Source organism: Rhodococcus sp. 06-462-5 (assembly GCF_002258315.1).
Classification (GTDB): Bacteria; Actinomycetota; Actinomycetes; order Mycobacteriales; family Mycobacteriaceae; genus Rhodococcoides.
Window position 1 is genome coordinate 100,690 of record NZ_NOYD01000048.1, and the last position, 19,765, is coordinate 120,454.

The 19,765-nt window shown below is 63.5% G+C and carries 17 protein-coding genes; 7 read left to right on the top strand and 10 right to left on the bottom strand.

Annotation, left to right across the window (positions count from 1 at the left end; translation table 11 throughout):
* Positions 1–116 precede the first annotated feature (116 nt).
* Genes CH251_RS21730 through CH251_RS21750 form a run of 5 tightly spaced genes read left to right on the top strand, consistent with a single transcriptional unit; the run spans position 117 to position 5,279 of the window.
* The gene (locus CH251_RS21730) at positions 117–665 is read left to right on the top strand and encodes a MaoC family dehydratase (RefSeq protein WP_094615025.1); all 549 of its coding nucleotides are present in this window, start codon (positions 117–119) and stop codon (positions 663–665) included.
* Positions 662–1,879, top strand: coding sequence for a CaiB/BaiF CoA-transferase family protein (locus CH251_RS21735; protein WP_094615026.1), 1,218 nt, complete (start codon positions 662–664; stop codon positions 1,877–1,879). Before CH251_RS21730 ends, CH251_RS21735 begins: the two co-directional genes overlap by 4 nt.
* A complete protein-coding gene (locus CH251_RS21740) occupies positions 1,876–3,246 on the top strand; it encodes an MmgE/PrpD family protein (protein ID WP_094615027.1) in 1,371 nt (456 codons plus the stop codon). The genes CH251_RS21735 and CH251_RS21740 overlap by 4 nt, the downstream gene beginning before the upstream one ends.
* Before the next feature lie 39 nt (positions 3,247–3,285).
* Positions 3,286–4,449 (top strand): acyl-CoA dehydrogenase family protein, encoded by a 1,164-nt coding sequence (locus tag CH251_RS21745; protein WP_094615028.1) that lies wholly within the window; start codon positions 3,286–3,288, stop codon positions 4,447–4,449.
* Positions 4,446–5,279 (top strand): CoA ester lyase, encoded by an 834-nt coding sequence (locus tag CH251_RS21750; protein ID WP_094615029.1) that lies wholly within the window; start codon positions 4,446–4,448, stop codon positions 5,277–5,279. Before CH251_RS21745 ends, CH251_RS21750 begins: the two co-directional genes overlap by 4 nt.
* A gap of 133 nt (positions 5,280–5,412) precedes the next feature.
* On the opposite strand, the gene CH251_RS21755 is transcribed toward CH251_RS21750, so the two are convergent.
* The 10 genes from CH251_RS21755 to CH251_RS21800 form a co-directional block, all read right to left on the bottom strand.
* Complete coding sequence (locus CH251_RS21755; RefSeq protein WP_094615030.1) at positions 5,413–6,222, bottom strand: MaoC family dehydratase N-terminal domain-containing protein; 810 nt, start codon at positions 6,220–6,222, stop codon at positions 5,413–5,415.
* Complete coding sequence (locus tag CH251_RS21760) at positions 6,222–7,457, bottom strand: CaiB/BaiF CoA-transferase family protein (RefSeq protein ID WP_094615031.1); 1,236 nt, start codon at positions 7,455–7,457, stop codon at positions 6,222–6,224. The genes CH251_RS21755 and CH251_RS21760 overlap by 1 nt, the downstream gene beginning before the upstream one ends.
* Positions 7,458–7,486: 29 nt before the next feature.
* Positions 7,487–8,845, bottom strand: coding sequence for an MFS transporter (locus CH251_RS21765; RefSeq protein WP_094615032.1), 1,359 nt, complete (start codon positions 8,843–8,845; stop codon positions 7,487–7,489).
* 23 nt (positions 8,846–8,868) lie between these two features.
* Positions 8,869–9,873 carry a hydroxymethylglutaryl-CoA lyase gene (locus tag CH251_RS21770; RefSeq protein ID WP_094615033.1) on the bottom strand — a complete coding sequence of 335 codons (1,005 nt, stop codon included), beginning with the start codon at positions 9,871–9,873 and terminating at the stop codon, positions 8,869–8,871.
* Positions 9,870–11,105: a hydroxymethylglutaryl-CoA reductase, degradative gene (locus tag CH251_RS21775; protein ID WP_373454977.1), complete on the bottom strand. Its 1,236-nt coding sequence runs from the start codon at positions 11,103–11,105 to the stop codon at positions 9,870–9,872. The genes CH251_RS21770 and CH251_RS21775 overlap by 4 nt, the downstream gene beginning before the upstream one ends.
* 183 nt (positions 11,106–11,288) lie before the next feature.
* On the bottom strand, positions 11,289–12,794 hold the full coding sequence (locus CH251_RS21780; RefSeq protein ID WP_256979229.1) for a helix-turn-helix domain-containing protein: 1,506 nt from the start codon (positions 12,792–12,794) through the stop codon (positions 11,289–11,291).
* 553 nt (positions 12,795–13,347) lie between these two features.
* A complete protein-coding gene (locus CH251_RS21785; RefSeq protein ID WP_094615034.1) occupies positions 13,348–14,157 on the bottom strand; it encodes an ABC transporter ATP-binding protein in 810 nt (269 codons plus the stop codon).
* A 9-nt stretch (positions 14,158–14,166) separates the two neighbouring features.
* The gene (locus tag CH251_RS21790) at positions 14,167–15,195 is read right to left on the bottom strand and encodes an ABC transporter substrate-binding protein (protein WP_094615035.1); all 1,029 of its coding nucleotides are present in this window, start codon (positions 15,193–15,195) and stop codon (positions 14,167–14,169) included.
* Positions 15,196–15,230: 35 nt separating this feature from the next.
* Positions 15,231–16,100, bottom strand: a complete 870-nt coding sequence (locus tag CH251_RS21795; protein ID WP_094615036.1) for an ABC transporter permease — start codon at positions 16,098–16,100, stop codon at positions 15,231–15,233.
* 116 nt (positions 16,101–16,216) lie between these two features.
* Positions 16,217–17,245: a LacI family DNA-binding transcriptional regulator gene (locus tag CH251_RS21800; RefSeq protein WP_094615048.1), complete on the bottom strand. Its 1,029-nt coding sequence runs from the start codon at positions 17,243–17,245 to the stop codon at positions 16,217–16,219.
* 212 nt (positions 17,246–17,457) lie between these two features.
* On the opposite strand from CH251_RS21800, the gene CH251_RS21805 reads away from it, so the two are divergent.
* Together CH251_RS21805 and CH251_RS21810 are read left to right on the top strand one after the other, a co-directional pair.
* Positions 17,458–18,615, top strand: coding sequence for a Gfo/Idh/MocA family protein (locus CH251_RS21805; RefSeq protein ID WP_094615049.1), 1,158 nt, complete (start codon positions 17,458–17,460; stop codon positions 18,613–18,615).
* Positions 18,612–19,765 (top strand): dihydrodipicolinate synthase family protein (locus CH251_RS21810; protein WP_094615037.1); only part of this gene is annotated, 1,154 nt, incomplete at its 3' end. The genes CH251_RS21805 and CH251_RS21810, both read left to right, overlap by 4 nt.

Sequence of the window (19,765 nt, forward strand, 5' to 3'; positions counted from 1 at the left end):
GGAGCGATCCGCCGCAAAACTTGTCGTCCACCGGTTTCGTCGAACCCTTGACGCCGTAAACATCTGATGTTTATGGTCTAGGTAAGGCACTCGCCAAACTGACACGAGGAGACACGGTGGCAATCCATCCGGCCGTTCTGGGGCGCTTCTTCGACGACTACGCCGTGGGGGACGTCTACCAACATCCCTTCGGGCGGACGATCTCGGAGACCGACAACACGTGGGTCACACTGCTGTCGCTCAATACCAACCAGAACCACTTCAACGCGCATCTGGCGTCGCAGAACCCCATCACCGATGGGAAGGTCATCGTCAACTCCGGCTTCACAGTCTCTGTGGTACTGGGACTTTCGGTGATCGACATGAGTCAGAACGCGATCTCGAACCTCGCCTTCACCGACATCAAGATGTCTCACCCCGTCTACGCAGGCGACACCCTGTACGCCGAAAGCATCTGCACCGGGTTGCGCAAATCCGAGTCACGCCCCTACGCCGGCATCGTCTCGATGATCACCCGCGGCCTCAATCAGGATGGCGTCGAGGTCATTTCGTGGAAGCGCTCGGTCATGGTCGCCACCCGCGACAGTGGCATCGGGCAGAACTACTTCCCCGAAGCGAAGAACGGACCGCTCGCACTCCCCACTACGAAAGACTCCGACGCATGAGGCCACTCGAAGACGTCCGCATCATCTCCCTCGAACAGTACGGCGCAGGCCCGTTCGGCAGCCTGCACCTGGCCGATCTGGGCGCGGATGTCATCAAGATCGAGGACCCGAGCGTCGGCGGCGACGTCGGCCGCTACGTCCCGCCCTACAACGAGGGCGAGGACTCGTTGTTCTTCGAGAGCTTCAATCGCAACAAACGCTCTCTCTCGCTCGACCTTTCGACCCCGAGTGGGCGAGCGGTGTTCGAGGACCTCGTCCGCACCAGCGACGCCGTCTACTCCAACCTCCGCGGTGACGTGCCCGAGAAGATCGGCATCACCTACGACCAGCTCAAGCACCTCAATCCCGCGATCGTGTGCTGCAGCCTCACCGGCTTCGGCATGACCGGACCGCGCGCGAAAGAACCTGGCTACGACTACATTCTGCAAGGACTCGCCGGCTGGATGAGCGTGACCGGCGATCCCGACGGCCCGCCCACCAAATCCGGTCTGTCGCTGGTCGATTACTCCGGTGGATTCGTCGCCGCGATCTCGCTGCTGTCGGGATTGCACGCTGCCCGACGCGACGGCATCGGCGGTGACTGCGACGTCTCGTTGTACGACACCGCGATGTCTCTGCTCACGTATCCCGCGACGTGGCATCTCAACGCCGGCTTCGAGCCGATCCGCACGAAGAACTCCGCTCACCCGTCGCTGGTGCCGTTCCAGGCCTTCGAGGCAACGGACGGCTGGCTCATCGTCGGCTGCGCGAAGGAGAAGTTCTGGGACCGGCTCGTCGTCGCCATCGATCGCCCGGACCTCGGTGTTGATCCACGGTTCAGCAACTTCTCACTGCGCGGTAAGCACCAGGACGTGCTGCTGCCGATCCTGGAAGAGGTGTTCGGCACCAACACCGTCGAGCATTGGCTCTCGAAACTCGGCCCGGCCGGGGTGCCGACCGGCCCGATCAACGACGTCGAGCACGCACTGACCGAACCCCACACGCTCGCACGCAATCTTGTGGTCGAGACCGAGCACCCGGTGTACAACACGGTGCGCCAGGTCGCCTCACCGGTGAACTTCGGATCCGAGGCAAAGCAGTACCGCCGAGCGCCGCAGCGCAACGAGCACTTCGACGACATCGTGCGCGACCAACTGGGCTACGACGACGAACGGGTGGCGAAACTGAAGGCGGAGGGTGCCTTCGGAACGGCGAAGGACGAGGTGCGGGCGTGACCTCGACGATCTTGGCGGAGTGGGCATCGAGTGTCACTGTCGCCGATCTGTCCGAGGACGTCCGGCACGCGGCCGCGCGTCACCTACTCGATGGCGTCGGCAATACCGTTGCGGCCCAACGCCTCGGCTACGGCCGACCGGGCTGGACGGTAGCCGACGCCCTCGGAGGCCCACCGGAGGCGCGGCCTCTCACCGGCACCCGAGGCCTGTCCGCGCCGGCAGCCGCCTTCGCGACCGGGGTGATGCTGCACTCTCTGGACTTCGACGACACGCATGCGGGCGCACTGGTGCACGCGACGGCTGTATCTCTTCCTGCGGCATTCGCCGTCGGACAGCAAGTGTCGGCCTCGGGTGCAGATGTGTTGACGGCCGCAGCCCTCGGTCTCGAAACCGCCTGCCGCCTCGGTGAAGTCAGTCCGCACGGATTCCATGCGCGGGGCGTGCATGCCACGGCAGCGGTAGGACCGTTGACAGCCGCACTCGTAGCCGGACACCTCTCGAAGTTCGACACCGAGACGTTGGTCAACGCCCTGGGGATCGCCGGATCGTCGAGTTCGGGACTGCTGGAGTTTCTCGATACCGACGCCGACACCAAGGCACTGCATCCCGGATCGGCCAGCATGAACGGTGTGTTGGCTGCCCGGCTCGCCGCGGCCGGTGCCACCGGACCATCGTCGGTTCTCGAAGGTCGACGCGGAATCTACGCTGCGTTGACCGATCGGCCGACGAACTTCGCGGCACTGACTGAGGGCCTCGGGACACGGTGGGAAGCCACCCGAATCGGTATCAAGCCGTTTCCCAGTTGTCAGCTCATGCACGTGACGCTCGATGCAGTGACGAAGGCGCTCGGAGACAGTGCGGTTCAAGCGAGCGATGTCGCCGACATCGAGGTGTTCGTTCACCCCGATTCGAGCCCCTTCGTGTGTGGACCGAACACCGGGGTCGCGCCACCGCGTAGTACCTACGACGGCAAGTTCGATCTGCCCTGGAGTGTGGCCGCGCTACTGCACGACGGAGCGATTACCGTCTCGACCTACACCAACGAATCCATCGCACGCAAGGACGTTCTGGTCACCGCCCGCAAGGTGCGGGTGACGAACCTGCCGTCCGAGGTTCCCGCGGCGGCCGCGTCGGGCAGGGCGGTTCTCACGCTCACCGACGGACGAGTGCTCGACGCCTCCGTCGGCGGCAGTCAGGGATCCGCCGGATTCCCCCTGAGCAACGACCGTCTACTGGAAAAGTTTCTCGGCAACTGCGGCAACGATTCTCGTGCTGCCGAGCTCGCCGACCGCATCCTCGGATTGGTCGACGAAACCGACCTGACCGCCATTCTCGATCTCGCCGCCGCCATCGCGCCGGCACCCTGACACTTTGATCGCCGACACCCCAATCGACAGGACATCATCATGGACTTCACCTACGACGAACAGCAGATGGCATTCCGTAAAGCGTTGCGCACCTTCGTCGACAAGGAAATCATCCCGGTAGCGAACGAGTGGGAGAAGACGGGCCGGTACCCCACCGAGATCGTCGAACACATGAAGGCCATGGGCCTGTTCGGGATCACGACGCCGGAGGAGTACGGCGGCCTCGACCTCGACAAGGTCTCGTTCACCCTGGTCTACGAGGAGCTTGCCCGCGGATGGATGGGCGTCGCCGGAATTCTCGGCAGCCACAACCTCTCGTGCTGGATGATCGGCAAGCACGGCACCGAGGAGCAGAAGAAGACTCTGCTGCCCAAGCTCGCGTCCGGTGAATGGCGTACGGGAGTCGGCCTCACCGAGCCCGGTGCCGGCACTGACCTGCAGGGCATCAAGACCACCGCGAAGCGCGATGGCGACCACTACGTTGTCAACGGTGCGAAGACATGGATCACCAACGCACGGCACGCGAATGTGCTTCCGGTACTGGTGAAGACCGACACCTCGACCACACCGGCGCACAAGGGCATGTCGCTGCTGCTGATCGACACAACCACCGACGGGTTCGAGGTGCAGCGCGACATGGGCAAGCTCGGCTACAAGGGCACCGAATCGTGTGAGATTACCTTCACCGACGTGCGCGTACCCGTCGATGCGCTTCTCGGTGGCGTCGAGGGGCGTGGTCTGCAGCAGGCACTGTCCGGTCTCGAGATCGGCCGTCTCAACATCGCCGGACGCAGTGTCGGCATCGCTCAGGCCGCCTACGACGCTGCCCTGGAATATGCGAAGCAGCGCACCGCATTCGGTCAGCCCATCGCCGAGTTTCAGGCCATTCAGCTCAAGATCGCCGACATCGCGACCCAGCTGCAGGCTGCACGTCTGATGACGTACTGGGCTGCATCGCAGGCAGATTCGGGCAAGAGAGTGGACATGGAAGCCGGCATGGCAAAGTACTTTGCCTCCGAGGCCGCCATCACCGCCAGCCTCGAGGCCATGCGCATTCACGGTGGCTACGGCTACTCGACCGAGTTCGTCGTCGAGCGCCTCTACCGTGACGCCCCGCTGATGGCCATCGGTGAGGGCACCAACGACATAATGCGGACTGTCATCGCCAAGTCCCTCGTCGCGGGTACGGGAGCCATCGGATGAGGACGGCTCTGACGTACCTCTACGTTCCCGGGGACGTACCGGAGCGCTTCGACAAGGCACTGGCATCGGGCACGGACGCGGTGGTGTTGGATCTCGAGGACGCCGTCACCGCGGCGAACAAGGACAATGCGCGGGCGACGGTGGCCGAGTGGGTTGCTTCCTGCGAACCGGGTGACGTCCAGATCTGGGTGCGGGTGAACCCAGGGCCGTTGCAGGAGGACGATATTCGTGCAGTGTTGCATCCGAACCTGACCGGAATCTGGCTGCCGAAGGTGTCGTCTGCTCGCGAGATCGAGCAGGCCGACGCTCTTCTGGGCGACAGTAGCGCGGTGGTCTCGCCTCTGATCGAGACGGCCGCCGGAGTGTTCGCCGCTCTGGAGATTGCCCGTGCGCCTCGGGTCAAGTTTCTTCAGATCGGTGAGGTGGACCTCGCCGCCGATCTGGGCGTCGACGGCTCGGCGGAGTCACTGTCGTTCGTGCGCGCTCAGGTGGTGGCAGCCAGCGTGGCGGGCGGAATCGATCCGCCTCCCGCAGCGGTGTCTCGAAACTTCAGAGACGCCGATGCATTCGAGGCCGATACTCGTGCCTTGGCCGGTCTCGGTTTCGTCGGTCGTGCGTGTATCCATCCGGCCCAACTCGCACCGGTGCGAACAGTCTTCGTGCCCTCGGAAAACGAGGTGCGTGAGGCCGAGGAACTGTTGGCAGATTTGGAACGTGCCACCTCGGGTGTGGCCGTGGACAGCAAGGGATTCCTGATCGACGAGGCCGTTGCCCGAACTGCTCGCCGAGTGGTGGAGCGAGGAGCTGCGCGGGAGACGATCAGGACCTGACATCAGTCGAAAGCGATGCGAAGCCCGACGCTCGCAGTGGCCCCACCGGTTCGAGGCGTCGTTCGCACCGCGTCGGCTGCGCCGTAGGATTTGTACACGATGCTGGATGAGGCGATCGGGGACTCTGGGTACCTCAGGTGTCGACACTTCCGCGAGCCAGCACTCCATCATCGGAGTCCAGCAGGAATACTTCGCTACCGCTGTCGGTCTCGTTACCCACCATGCGGACAGCAGTATCGACGAACATCGGTGCTTGCATCTGGATCGAAAAGCTGCGCGGCCGCACGGCAGTCCGTGATCGAAGCGCAAAGTCCAGCAGCAGCATTCGTATCAAGGGCCCGTGCACCAGTAGATCATCGAGTCCTTCGATCGATCGTGCCCAGTCTCGGTCGTAATGAACGCGGTGAGTATTGAAGGTCATCGCCGAGTACCTGAACAATTGCCGTGAATCGAGAACAAGCGGTTCCGACCACAACCACTCGACGTCAGGCGCTGGTGTCGGGGGCTTGGCAGTGTCACCGGGCCTCGCGGCGTCGCGAAACACGTCGTGCCAGACACTCGATATCGCGAGTTCACCATCCACTCTGTAGGTGCGTTCTACATCGGCGAATACAAGGCGTCCACCGCGCCCCTGTTTTTCGGTGATCGAGCCGGCCGTCACTGTTTGCTCTACAGCATCGCCGTAGTGGATCGGCCGGTGAAAGACGGTGTCCTCGCCCGCGTACATGCGTCGAGGCAGATCGATTACCGGTAGCACACCGTCGTCGGCTGGGGAGCCGTCGGGCCGGAGCGCGTCCAGTTCGGCGTCGAATGGAAAGTAGATCCCCTCCCATCCTGGAGGAAGCTCACCGGTCGGGTTCGGCTCTGCCGCATCAGCAGCGAATGTTCCCCGGTAGGCGAGTGCGGGGGTAAGCCCTATCTTGTCGGTGCGGACCACTGCCATCAGACGACGCCACCATTGCGCAGGTCGGCTATTCGTTCCGCGGAGTACCCGGCCAATCCTGCGAGGACCGAATCAGTGTGCTCACCAAGTCCGTTCGCTCTGCGTGCAGGGTTCGCGGGAGTAACGCCCATCTTGATGGGTTGCCCGAACATTCGGAGTGTGCCGAACTTCCCGTAGTCGGCCTCGACGATCATGTCGCGTTCCGCGGTGCCCTCGTCGTCGACCACCTCACCGATGTTCTTGATGGCAGTAAGCGGGATGACTGCACCAGCGAGGTCTTCGAGTTCGGATCGCTTTCGTCCGTCGAACCAGCTGATGATCAGCGGCTTGACTCTGCGCTCATAGACGTCGGGATCGAATCTCTTCCGCATGGTGTCGATCTCGGGATCGACCGCAGCCTCCGGTGTACCGAACAGTTCGCAGCTGGCGTTCCACAGCTTGTCGGTGTAGCCACCGAAGAACACCTGCCCGTCCGCGCAGGGGAACAGTTCGTACGGTCTCACCCAGGCATGTTTGTTTCCTGATGGCACCGCCGTCTTACCGTCGACGGTGTAGTCGACAACGGCCGTTTCTGTCATCGCCACGATGCTGTCGACCTGGGCGACGTCCACGAGCTGACCGACTCCGGTCCGCTCCGCGTGGCGTAGCGCCGTGAGTGCGCCGATCACACCGAACATGGTTGCCGAGAGGTCTCCGATGGTGACCCCGACGCGCACGGGATCCTCGCCTACCTGACCGTTCATCGACCACAATCCGCCCGCCGCCTGCGCAGTATTGTCGAACGCCGGACGTGTGCTGCGAGAGCCGGTTTGTCCGTACCCGGAAATGGCAAGGTAGACCAGCCTGGGATTGATCTCGGCCAACACGGCGTAGTCGATTCCCAATTTCTTGGTTGTGCCGGGCCGGAAGTTCTCGATCAGTACGTCGGCCTTGGCCACCAGGTCCTTCAGAACGGCCTTACCCTGGTCGGACCGTAGATCGAGCGTCAGGCCCAGCTTGCCTCGGTTGTACTGGGCGTAATAAGCGCTGAACTCGTCGTCGTCGGTCTTCAGGTACGGCGGGAAGCCGCGAGCTACGTCGGGACCTGTCGGGTTCTCGATCTTGATCACGGTTGCGCCGAAGTCGGCAAACATCTGAGCTGCATATGCGCCGGCCAGCACGTGGGATAGATCGAGTACCACCACGCCGGACAAGGATCCGGCGTTGCCTACGAAGTCGGGAGCTAGCGAAGTCATGATTCTCTTCCGTTGATTCTCGGTGCAGATCAGCTGACGGGTTCGACGTCCGCGACCATGATGGGATCAAGTGTGTCTGCGTCGACCTTCGAGGGCAAAGTTTCGGGCAGGAATGCGATTCCGATCAATCCGATGATGCTGAGCCCCATCATGTATGCGCCTGCCAGCCAAGGGCTTCCGCCCGATGTCGCGACGAGTGCCGTGGCGACGAGAGGCGCGGTACCGCCGACTGCGGCAGCCGGGATTTCACGAGAGATTGCGATACCGCTCCAGCGAGCATTCGTCGGGAAGATCTCGGCGAGTAGGGCAGCGGAGACACCGATCGTTGCGCCCTGGATGATCGCAAGACCGAGGACCAGGCCGACACCGACCAGCAGAATGTTCTCGGTCCCGTACAGCCAGAACAGCGGGAAGGAGAGGACTATGCCGAACACGGCCGCGCCGAGGAGAACTGGTTTGCGGCCGATGCGGTCCGCCAGTTTGCCGAAGTACAGAGTGGCAGGGATTGTCAGTAGCTCTGCGACGATCAAGGCGACCAATACCGCTGTCGGATTGACGGTGAGCGTACCGGTGACGTAGGAGACCGAGAACGTCTGCACGATGTAGACCCACGGCAGCGTGAACGTGAACAGGGCCATGCCGCAGATCAGTACGCGCCAGTGGTTCTTGATGGCCCCGGCCAATGGGGAGTTCATCACGGCACCGTCTTTCTCGGCCTCCTCGAATGCGGCGGTCTCGGTGACACGCAAACGGAAATACAATGCGAACGCGACGATCACGGCGCTGGCAATGAAGGGGACACGCCAGCCCCACGACAGGAACTGTTCATCCGGCAGCAAGGTGAGCAGGGCGAATGTTGTTGTTGCCAGTGCCATTCCGATATAGACCGAGGCACCGGGGAATCCGGCAGTGTACGCGCGGCGTTGGGGGTCGGAGGATTCGCTGGCCATGGTCATGGCGCCTGCGAATTCGGCACCGGCTCCTGCACCTTGGAAGATGCGCAGCACGATGAGCAGGATAGGTGCCCAGACGCCGATGGATTCGGCTGTGGGGAGGAGCCCGATGAACGTCGTTGCGACGCCCATCATCATCAAGGTGACCAGGAGCGTCATCTTGCGTCCGACGCGGTCACCGTAGTGCGCGAAGATCAGACCGCCGATCGGCCGTGCGCCGAACCCGACTGCGAATGCAGCGAACGCGCCCAGCATGCCGGCGAGATTTCCCGCACCGGGAAAGAACAACGGCGCGAACACCAGTGCCGAAGCGAGGCCGTAGAGGGTGAAGTCGTACCACTCGATGATGGTGCCCACCGAGCTGCCGATGACGGCATGGCGGCGCTGCTCTGTGGTTTTGGCGTCGGCCTCGGGGAGGCCTTGGGTGTTGGACATGTCAGTTCCTAGGGGAGATGCAATCAGCGGATGGGGGAGAGCGTTGTGTTGCCGTGCTGCGGAGCACCGGTGCGTGCTGCGGACAGAGCTCGAACGACTGCCGACGTGCTCGGCCGGTCCAGGTGCTCTGCAAGCCATAGGGATACGTCGGCCATGGCGTGGAGGTCGATCCCGGTGTCGATGCCGAGTCCGTCGAGCATCCACACGAGATCCTCGGTGGCCAGATTCCCGGTGGCACCGCGGGCGTACGGGCAGCGGCCCAAACCTCCTGCAGACGAGTCGAATTCGGTTACCCCGGCCAAGAGTCCGGCGTAGACGTTGGTGAGTGCCTGCCCGTAGGTGTCGTGTAGATGCAGGGCAATCTGCTCGACGGCAATGCCGCGTTCGACAACAGCGTCGAGCACAGCATGTACGTGCGCGGGCGTCGCGACTCCGATCGTGTCACCCAGTGACACCGAACCCACCCCCATCTGGATCAATCGTTCGGCGACATCGGCGACGCGTACGGGATCCACCGACCCTTCCCACGGGTCGCCGAAGCACATGGAAACGTATCCGCGAGTGGCTGCGCCGGCTGCCGCGGCACCTGCAACAACGGTCTCGGCCATGGACAAGGAATGGGCAACGCATGTACCGAGGTTGTTCTGGGCGAATGTCTCGGTTGCGCTGACGAACACGGCGATCTCGGAGGCTCCGGATCTCAATGCTCGATCCAGCCCGCGTGCGTTGGGGGCCAGCACAACCTGACGGACTGACTGCGGCAAGTTCGCTTGTGCCATCACATCTTCGGCATCGACGAGTTGCGGCACCCAACGAGGAGAGACGAAGCTGGTGAGTTCGAGATTCGTCACGCCGGCTGCAACGAGTCGTCGGCAGAACTCGACCTTCGTCGCGGTCGGCACGATGTGGGGCTCGGCCTGCAAACCGTCGCGTGGACCGACTTCGTAGACGCGTACTGCTGCGGGTAGCGCCGGATCACGATGAACGTCAGGTCGCGGGCTACGCGCAGCGTCGGGAACCGGCGTCATACCAAGCTGCCGTTGCGTAGTTCTCCGAGAACCAGTTCGGCGTGCTCGACTCGAATCGATCGGTCGCCGATCAACCGCTGTACGACATCGTCCAGTTCGTCTGCCGTCGCACCGGCGGTGACAGCAACGGTTCTTGCATGCAGTCTCATGTGACCCTGTTGTATGCCCTCCGCAGACAACGCCCGACATGCTCCCAAATTCTGGGCCAATCCGACGGCGGCGATCACCGATGCCAGTTCGGTCGACGACGTGACGCCGAGGATTTCGATTGCCGTCCGTGCAACCGGGTGTGCCTTGGTGGCACCTCCGACAAGGCCGACGGCCATGGGGACTTCCAGCGTTCCAGACAGGTGACCGTCCGCTGTTTTCTCGAAATGCGAGAGTGCCGTGTAGCGGCCGTCGGCACCGACGGCGTGCGAATGACACCCGGCCTCGACAGCGCGGGTGTCGTTTCCGGTGGCCAGCACCACCGCGCTGATCCCGTTCATGATGCCTTTGTTGTGAGTCGCGGCGCGGTAAGGATCCGCTTCTGCGAATGCAGAGGCATGGATGATGTTGTCCACCACTTCCGGCCCGCCCAGCAGGTCGCGATCGAACACTGCACGGGCCCGTGTGATGCGGAGGTCTGCCTTGTTGGTGAGAATTCGCAACAGCGACCGGCCGCCCGCGATGTCGGAGACACGCGGTGCTACCGCCTCGGCCATCGTGTTGACCGCATTGGCACCCATGGCATCTCGTACGTCGACGACGATGTGTACGACGACATGAATTCCCGTGCGGGTGGAAAGGACGCGGACCGTGAGGTCACGGGCTCCGCCGCCGAATCGGACGAGAGTCGGATCCTGTGCGTTGCACAACGAGAGGATGTCGTCACGGGCTTCGAGAATCCGGAGTCGAGCCGCCTCGGGATCCTGCACATCGAGCAACTGAATCTGTGCCTGCATGACCGGGCCGGTGTGCGAGACAGTGAAACCCCCGTGCGGACGAGTCATCCGGGCCGCATTGCTGGCGGCAGCCACGACCGAGGGCTCCTCGGTTGCCATGGGCACCAGATACTCGCGGTCGTTGACCACCAGATTGGTGGCAATGCCCACGGGGATGCCGAGCACACCGACAACGTTCTCGACCATGTGGTCGGCCTGCTCTACGGACAATCCTGTGGTGGGGTCAAGTGAGGCGAACGTCGAGAAATCGAGGCCGGTGCGATCCGACAGTGCGCGGCGACGTTCCACCGGTGACAAGTCTTTGAATCCTGCAATTCGACTACTGATCGGCACTTCGATCCTCCGCGCGTTCGGTTCGACCTGTCGGTGAAGACGAGGTTCTTTGGTGAGCGAGCGCAACGTTACGTACGGCATGTGACTTGGGATATGTAGTTTCGACACATTGATTGGCGCTCAAAATGGGCGCTGAACCTATGGGTGAGGACTGGTCGATACTCGCAGAGCCTCAAGTCGTACTGCCGTGGAGATACGGAACAGAGATTCGTCGTCACGCCAGTTGTCTCCGAGTATCAGTCTCACTCTGTCGAGTCGCTGAAGAATCGTGTTGGTGTGATAGTTCAGGGCGCGTGCAGTCTTTGTCGGGCTCGAATCGCTGCGGACGAACGCACGCAGTGTCACGAGAAGGTCGGTGCCGTGAGCTTGGTCGTAGGAGATGACCGGTCCGATGATGTGGTCGATGAAGGTGTGTACTGCTTCGGGTTGCGATCCGAACATTGCGATGTACGGCAGGAACGCTTCGGTGGTGACCACCCGGTCGTCGATGCCCAGGGCTTCCAGCAATCGAGCAGTCCGATGGGCGGCCTCGAACCGTGCGGACAGTCGCTCGACCGAGTCGGCTCGCGGAGGAACAATTACAAGAACCGGGCTAACGCCTCCGGCGAGAAGCGACTGCCGGGCGTCCGCGGCCGCCTCGGCAGGTGCCGAACTGTGTACCAGTGCAACGAGGGCGTCCGAGTACGTGCTGACCAAGCCACCCTCTCGGAAGCGTGTCGTGATCAGAGATGTTGCGATCGAACGTGATTGAAGCGGGACAACGAAAAGCAGCACTGTGTCGAGAGTGGCGGCATCGACGTGGTGGGCGCGAGCGCGTCGATCGAAGTCGCGCCGGCGCCCGGCGGATGGGTCGAGTGCGTCCGCGATCAGTTCGCGTCTGGCGCGTCGGTCGGAGTCGTCGACTGCATTCTGCTGCAACGTGAGTAGTGCAGCCACCTGTGCTGCCCGTTCGATCGTTCGGTCGTCGACCGGCCCCAACTCCAAATCGCCTGTACTGAGTAGGACTGCGCCGAAGAAGAGCTCGCCCGCGGTCACTGCTGCCACGACTTGAATATCGGAGCCGTCGGACTCGATGTACGAGCAGTGCCCGGTGGCGCGACTGCGGTCGATGGCGAGGCGCACAATGCTCGGTGTGCTGAGAGTAGCCGGAATGTGTACGCCCGCTTCCGAGGAGGCAAGCACTCGCATGTCGGCATCGACGATGGTGACGTAGCGACCGAGAGCCTTCGCCAGAGTCGTTGTCACCTCGGTGAATCCGCCACCGACGAGCACTGCCTGCACCAACTCTTGATGGACGGTGTTGGAGCGATCACGCACCGCGACGTGGTCCGTCAGACGGCGCAGCGCGCTGCGGGCATCATCCTCGGACGCGCGAAGGCGGGCGAGGATGTTTGCAGATTGGAGGACGATCGACGCGTGGTCGGCGAGCGCCGACAGCAGTGCGATCTGTTCGGGCGCGAAGACGTGCTCCTGCCGGGTGGCGGAGAACAACACGCCGAGAACCTGGCCCTCCGAGAGCATCGGTACCCCGAGTATGGAGACGATGCCCTCCAGGGACACGGCATCGTCGATGTCGGTGTCGTGAGTCCCCTCGTCGTATTCGCTGTAGCGGCGAACCCATTGCGCGCTTCTCGACTCGGCCACTCGGCTGGCAAGGCCTGTACCAGCAGGTACCAGCAGGCACCCGCAAACGCCGAAACTGAGGAGTGACCGATCCATTCGTTTTCCGCACGTGCAGGTCCGCTGTTTCCGAGTCGAACTCGGACAAGTAGGTGACGTCGCTGCCCATCATGTCGTGGGCCCGGGACACGAGCCGTTCCAACAGCCCGTCTATGTCGCGGACTTCGGCGAGGTCGCGTGCGGTGGCGAACAGGGCACCGAGTTCGTACTCACGGCGGCGCAATCGAGTGAGCTCTTCGCGAGTCGAGCGAGCGCGGTCGAGAATGTAGGTGCGAGTCCGATCATCGATCTCCAGTTCAGCGAGCAACGCTGAGAGGTCACCGTCGTCCGATACGTCCGATACTGCGTCGGTGATTCGGGAGATGACGCGGGATAGATCGAGGGTCGTCATGAATGCCGAGCCTAGTCAATCCAGCAGGGGAATCGACCCGTCGAGCGTCGACGAGAGCCGGTCACCGTCCGAACGAACAGCCCCTGCAGACCGAACAGGTCTGCAGGGGCTGTCGTGCATGAGCGCTCAGTCCGCGCTCGTCGTAGCTCCCAGGAGATCACGCACAGTGTTTGCAACACTGATGAATTCGGGCGTCTCCATCGTTGCGCTGTAGTCCCGATGCACAGGAAGGTCGACGTCGAGGATGTCTACTATCCGACCCGGCCGCGGGCTCATGACGACGACCCGGTTGGCGAGGTAGACCGCTTCGGCGACGGAGTGGGTGACGAGCATGACCGTCGTCCCGGTTTCCCGCCAGATGCGGTGCAGCTCGACGTTCATCTTCTCGCGGGTGAGGGCGTCCAGAGCGCCGAACGGCTCGTCCATGAGAAGCACCTCCGGCTCGTGCAGCAGTGCACGGCACAGGGATACGCGCTGCTGCATGCCGCCGGACAGCTCGTGGGGGAGAGCTCCCTCGAAGCCCGTCAAACCGGTCATCTCGATGAGCTGATCGGCTTTCGCGGCCGCGGCCTTCCGGTTCATCCCGCGCATCTCACCCTGAAGCAGAATGTTCTTCCGCACCGTCCGCCATTCCAGCAGGGCAGCGCGTTGGAAGACGTAACCGATGTTGCGCTGGGGGCCATGCACCTCCTTGCCTGCCAGCTGCACCGAACCTCGAGAGGCACCGGTGAGACCGGCGACCACTTTGAGGAGGGTGGACTTGCCGCAACCGGAAGGCCCTGCGATGGAGACGAACTCACCCTTCCCGACTCGGAGGTCGACGTCGGAGAGAGCGGTGACGTCACCTCGCTTGGAGGAGAACTGGACGGTCAGGTTGTCCACCGATACCGCGGTGTCGGTCATCGTTGTCGGCCGTTCACTGATGATGGCGTTCATGATTGCGTCTCATTCCTCGTTGGAGGTGAAGCTGGAGTCCCAGTACGTCGACGCCTCGGCTCCGGTCTCGGTGAGTCCGGCGTCGCTGAGGATGCTGATGGTGTTGGCCCAGTCCTCGTCACTGTTGACGCCCGGTGCCATTCCTTCGGTGTTCTCGGTCGTGAGCAGAGGGATCGTCTCCTGCCATTGCTGCAGCAGCACCGACTCCGGCGGAGTCTGCGGGTCCTTACCGACCATCGACGCCACGGCTGCTTCAGGATTGGCGATGGCTGCCTCGAACGACTCGCGGGTGGCGTCGACCATCGCCTGAGCGAGCTCCGGCGAGTTCTCGATGGTCGACGTGTTGGCGATGAGGCCGTTGCTGTAGAAGTTCAGACCCTCATCGGAGTAGCGGAGATAGCGCATCTCGCGTCCGGACTTGTTCGCGATATTGGGCCCTTGGTCGTGTGCGAAGCCGATGAGACCGTCGACCTGACCCGAGAGCATCGCGGCGATCTTGCCTGCGGAGTCCAGACTCTGCTGCTGAACCTGGTCCTCGGGAACGCCGGCGCGGTCGAGGAAGATGGGGAATGTGGTGGTGGGGGCGTCGCCGGCGGACACGGCGATGGTCTTGCCTGCGAGGTCGGCGGTGGTCTGGATCGGTCCGTCCGCGTAGACCTGCACAGCCGACGGCGTCGTCTGCAGGAATACGCCGAGGCTCTTGACCTTCACGCCCTTGTCGATGTTGGACATCACGGCCGCGGTGTCGGCCCAGCCGAAGTCGGTTTGGTTCGAGCCCGCGGCCTGGGCGGTCTTGGTGGATCCTTGGCCGGCGGTGATGGTGAGGTCGATACCGTGCTCGGCGAAGATTCCCTCCTGCACGCCGTAGTAGAACGGGGCGTGCTCGCCGTAGGGGTACCAGTTGAGCATCAGCGAGGTTGCGGTGGTCTCACCGTCGGTGCCAGGGGCCTTTTCCTCGCCGCCGCCTCCTCCGCTGCATCCGGCGAGTACCAGAGCGGACGACGCGACGGTCGCCACCAGAACGTTCTTGAGCTTCATGGAGTGTGTCCTTCGATGTAGGGAGAGCATGCGGATCACACAGCGCCGACGGACGCGGTGGAGCGACGCGATGCGTGCCAGGGGATGAGGAATTTCTCGGCGATCTCGATGATCAGGAAGAGGAGAATTCCCAGTAGGGACATGATGATGAGTGCAGCGAAAAGCATTGCTGTGTCTATGTTTCCGTTGGCCTGGAGGATCACGTACCCCAGACCTTCGTTGGCGCCGACGAATTCACCGACCACCGCTCCGGTCACTGCAAGTGTTGCGGCGATCTTCAGGCCGGACATCAGCTGGGGCAACGACGCGGGAAAACGGACCTTGCAGAACGTCTTCCACTTGCTCGCACCCATCGTCGAGGTGAGTTCGAGGATCTCGGGATCGACGGAACGCAATCCCGCCATTCCGGCGATGACGATGGGGAAGAACGCCATGAGGACGGCCACGAGGATCTTGGGGCTGGGACCGAAGCCGAGCCACACGACGAACAGCGGCGCGATGGCGATCTTCGGGATCACCTGCGCGAACAGGATGAGCGGGTACATCGTCTTCTCGATCGAGGACGAGTAGATCATCACCACCGCGACGGCGATGCCGACCACCGAGGCGATGACGAACCCGGCAACGGTCTCGTACGTTGTCACCCAGGTGTGGCCGGCGAGGTAGGACGCGTTGTCCACCATCGTCGACCATGTGTCGCCGGGCGACGGAAGGATATAGGGCGCAACCAGTTCGGAGGCGGTGACGGCCCACCAGGCGGCGACGAGCACAGCCACGAGGGCCAGTGGCCGCCACAGACCGGACCAGGTATTGCGGAGCGAAGGGAACCGTCGACGACGGGTCGGTGCGGGTTGAGGAACCGACGCAGTGGCAGAACGGACTTCGACCGACGATGTTGTCGTCATAAGGAGTCCTCGAGCTAGTAGGGGAGCGGGTCCGTCTACTCCCGCTGGAATGCGCTTTCCGAAGCTGTCGCCCAACGTAGTGTGATTGCGCCCACAGTGTCAAGCAATTCGGACAATCAGCTGTTCAGGGCGGTGCTGCGCCGCAGGACGACGGTCCCCGGTGCCCACTCCCTGCTTCCGGGACGACTGTCCGGATCGAGGGCGAGCTGCACGGCTCGCTCGCCGATATCGACCAGCGACAGGGCGACGGTCGTCAGACTCGGGGAGTGATCCCGCAGGGTGGGGATGTCGTCGAATCCCGCGACGCAGACGTCTTCCGGCACGCTCAGGCCCAGCTCACGCCACGCTGCGATTGCCCCGATGGCCATGACGTCGGTGACCGCGAACACGCACGGTGGAACGCCGTGACCGGGGGAGAGCTCGAGCGCAGCCGCCAGGCGTCGTGCGGCGCTGTAGCCACCGTCTCGTGAGAAGTCCCCGGCCACTTCGATTTCCGGTGTGACGCCGTGTGTGCACAGTGTCTCGACGAAGCCGTTGCGACGATCGGTCGAGGTCCGGATGTTTCCCGGTCCGCCGATGATCGCGAAGCGGCGATGGCCGTGCCCGTGCAGGGCCTGCGCCAAAGCCGCCGATGCGGCGAAATTCTCGGGTTCGACCGCAGAGGCGAACGGTACTGGTTGCCCGATCACCACCACTCTGCCGCCGTTGTCGCGGTATGCCGCGAACTCCTGTTCCAACGCCCGGTCCAAGTCGCCGCTCTGCCTCGAGCCGGCCAGGATGATGGCGTCGGCGCGGTGCGAGATGAAGGTGGCGACCGATTGCCGTTCGAGAGCGAAATCGCGCTCGGTACTGGCCAGCAGTACCAGCTTGTCGGCCGCACGAGCCTCGTTCTGCACGCCGCGAACGATGGACGAGAAGTAGGGGTCGGCCACATCGTGCACCACCAGACCGATCAAGCCCGTCGACGACCGGGCCAGCGCCTGGGCCTGAGCGTTGGCGATGTAGCCGAGATCGGCAGCTGCCGCACGGACGCGATCGGCCACACCCTCGCCGGGTACTCGTGACGAGCCGTTGAGCACCCGCGACGCCGTGGCCTGCGAGACGCCCGCCGCCGCGGCGACATCGCTGAGTCGTACTGCGGCCATTAACCCCTCACCCCCTGCGAAATCATTGCGATCGACGGTCACCTCTTGACCGATCGACTCCGACAGCATAGCTTGGAAAGCGCATTCCGAAGCTGACTTTCCCTCACGACGCGTAGTGGACTTTCCGCCACACCGTCGATACGGCCCCATCCGTCATGGCTCGCCGTCGTCCCACGTCCTTCGTCATCAGTGCACAGAAAGGGCAATCTGTCATGCCCACACCAACCCGTACATTGCGCATCGCCATGAACGGCGTCACCGGCCGCATGGGCTACCGTCAGCATCTGCTTCGGTCGATCCTGCCCATCCGCGACGCCGGTGGACTCCTCCTCGGCGACGGCACGCGCATACAGGTCGAGCCGATCCTGGTCGGCCGCAACGAAGCCAAGCTCCAAGAGCTCTGCACCCGGCACGGTATCTCCGAGTACACCACCGACAGCGCATCCGTCATCGACGACGCGTCCATCGACATCTACTTCGACGCCCAGGTCACCTCGCGGCGCGCCGAGGCGCTCTCGTCGGCGATGAAGGCCGGCAAGCACATCTTCACCGAGAAGCCGACCGCCGAAACGCTGACGCAAGCCATCGAATTGGCCCGCATCGGGCAGAACGCGGGCATCACGGCCGGCGTTGTTCACGACAAGCTCTACCTCCCAGGACTGGTCAAGCTCAAGCGGCTCGTCGACGAAGGATTCTTCGGTCGCATCCTCTCCCTGCGAGGCGAATTCGGCTACTGGGTCTTCGAGGGCGACGGTCAGCCCGCCCAGCGTCCCAGCTGGAACTACCGGGCCGAGGACGGCGGCGGCATCGTCGTCGACATGTTCTGCCACTGGAACTACGTGCTCGAAGGCATCCTCGGCAAGGTCGAGACCGTCACCGCGAAGACCGCCACCCACATCCCGACGCGCTGGGACGAGCAGGGCCACGAGTATGCCGCCACCGCCGACGACGCCGCATACGGCATCTTCGAGATGGAGAACGGCGTTGTCGCCCAGATCAACTCGTCGTGGGCGGTGCGAGTGTTCCGAGACGAACTGGTCGAATTCCAGATCGACGGCACGCACGGATCGGCGGTTGCGGGGTTGCGCAACTGCGTCGCCCAGCATCGTTCGCACACCCCCAAGCCTGTGTGGAATCCAGATCTGCCCGTCACCGAACCGTTCCGCGACCAGTGGCTCGAGGTCCCCGCCAACGCCGACCTGGACAACGGTTTCAAGTTGCAATGGGAAGAGTTTCTGCGCGATGTCGTCGCCGAACGGCCGCACCGCTACGGTCTGCTCTCCGCCGCCCGCGGTGTGCAACTGGCCGAGCTCGGTCTGCGATCCTCGGCCGAGGGCCGTCGCCTCGACGTCCCGGAGATCGCGCTGTGACCGCCGTCGACTCCCGGGTGTCGATCACCCTCCCCGGCCATGGGGTCCACGCGCTCGGTGAGCCGGGCGAGTGGACGAAGCCCACCACCGCCATCACCTCACGCGTTGCATATGCTGCCGCGCACGTCATTCCGCGGGCCGCGGGGGACAACACTCCGGGGGCACCCGCCGACATCGACTGGGACGCCACCCTCGCGTATCGCCACGAACTCTGGTCCTACGGACTGGGCGTCGCCGACGCGATGGATACCGCCCAGCGCGGCATGGGCCTGGACTGGGCCGCGACGTCCGAGCTGATCCGCCGCTCCGGAGCCGAAGCCGCTCGCGTCGGCGGGTCACTCGCCTGCGGTGCGGGTACGGACCAACTCGACCTGGATGCGCTGCCGTCGGGCAAGGACGGTCTCGCTGCTGTACTCGACGCCTACCGCGAGCAGATCGCGGTGGTCACCGAGTCGGGCGCGAAGGTCATAATCATGGCCTCGCGCGCCCTGGCTCGGGTAGCGACGTCACCCGACGACTATCTGTCGGTCTACTCGACCTTGCTCGACGAGGTCGACGATCCCGTCGTATTGCATTGGCTCGGAACGATGTTCGATCCGGCGCTCGCCGGGTACTGGGGAAGCACAGACATCCCCTCGGCCACTGCGACTTTCGAGAGCCTGATCGCGTCGCACTCGTCCAAGGTCGACGGGGTGAAGGTGTCGTTGCTCGACGCCCAGCACGAGATCGCCCTGCGAGCCGGGCTACCCGACGGCGTCCGCCTCTACACCGGTGACGACTTCAACTACCCCGAGCTCATCATCGGTGATGGACAACATCATTCGGATGCACTACTCGGCATCTTCGCCGGCATCTACCCTGCGGCGTCGACGGCGTTGCAGGAGCTCGACCGCGGTAATATCGCTCGCGCCGAGGACATATTGCGTTCGACGCAGGAGCTCGGCCGGCATATCTTCGCTGCGCCCACGTATTACTACAAGACCGGAATTGCGTTCCTGTCGTGGCTCAACGGCAAGCAGGCTGGGTTCTCGATGGTGGGCGGCTTGGCATCTGGGCGCAGCGTGAAGCATCTGACGACGCTGTTCGTCCTGGCCGATCGCGCCGGGTTGCTGGCGGATCCATCGCTGGCCGCGCACCGCATGGGGCTCTA

Bases quoted from the DNA above. Each gene is read 5' to 3' on its own strand.
- CH251_RS21735 (WP_094615026.1), top strand. From the start codon at position 662: ATGAGGCCACTCGAAGACGTCCGCATCATCTCCCTCGAACAGTACGGC.
- CH251_RS21795 (WP_094615036.1), bottom strand. From the start codon at position 16,100: ATGACGACAACATCGTCGGTCGAAGTCCGTTCTGCCACTGCGTCGGTT.
- CH251_RS21785 (WP_094615034.1), bottom strand. From the start codon at position 14,157: ATGAACGCCATCATCAGTGAACGGCCGACAACGATGACCGACACCGCG.
- CH251_RS21800 (WP_094615048.1), bottom strand. From the start codon at position 17,245: ATGGCCGCAGTACGACTCAGCGATGTCGCCGCGGCGGCGGGCGTCTCG.
- CH251_RS21760 (WP_094615031.1), bottom strand. From the start codon at position 7,457: ATGACTTCGCTAGCTCCCGACTTCGTAGGCAACGCCGGATCCTTGTCC.
- CH251_RS21765 (WP_094615032.1), bottom strand. From the start codon at position 8,845: ATGTCCAACACCCAAGGCCTCCCCGAGGCCGACGCCAAAACCACAGAG.
- CH251_RS21805 (WP_094615049.1), top strand. From the start codon at position 17,458: ATGCCCACACCAACCCGTACATTGCGCATCGCCATGAACGGCGTCACC.
- CH251_RS21770 (WP_094615033.1), bottom strand. From the start codon at position 9,873: ATGACGCCGGTTCCCGACGCTGCGCGTAGCCCGCGACCTGACGTTCAT.
- CH251_RS21750 (WP_094615029.1), top strand. From the start codon at position 4,446: ATGAGGACGGCTCTGACGTACCTCTACGTTCCCGGGGACGTACCGGAG.
- CH251_RS21790 (WP_094615035.1), bottom strand. From the start codon at position 15,195: ATGAAGCTCAAGAACGTTCTGGTGGCGACCGTCGCGTCGTCCGCTCTG.
- CH251_RS21755 (WP_094615030.1), bottom strand. From the start codon at position 6,222: ATGGCAGTGGTCCGCACCGACAAGATAGGGCTTACCCCCGCACTCGCC.
- CH251_RS21745 (WP_094615028.1), top strand. From the start codon at position 3,286: ATGGACTTCACCTACGACGAACAGCAGATGGCATTCCGTAAAGCGTTG.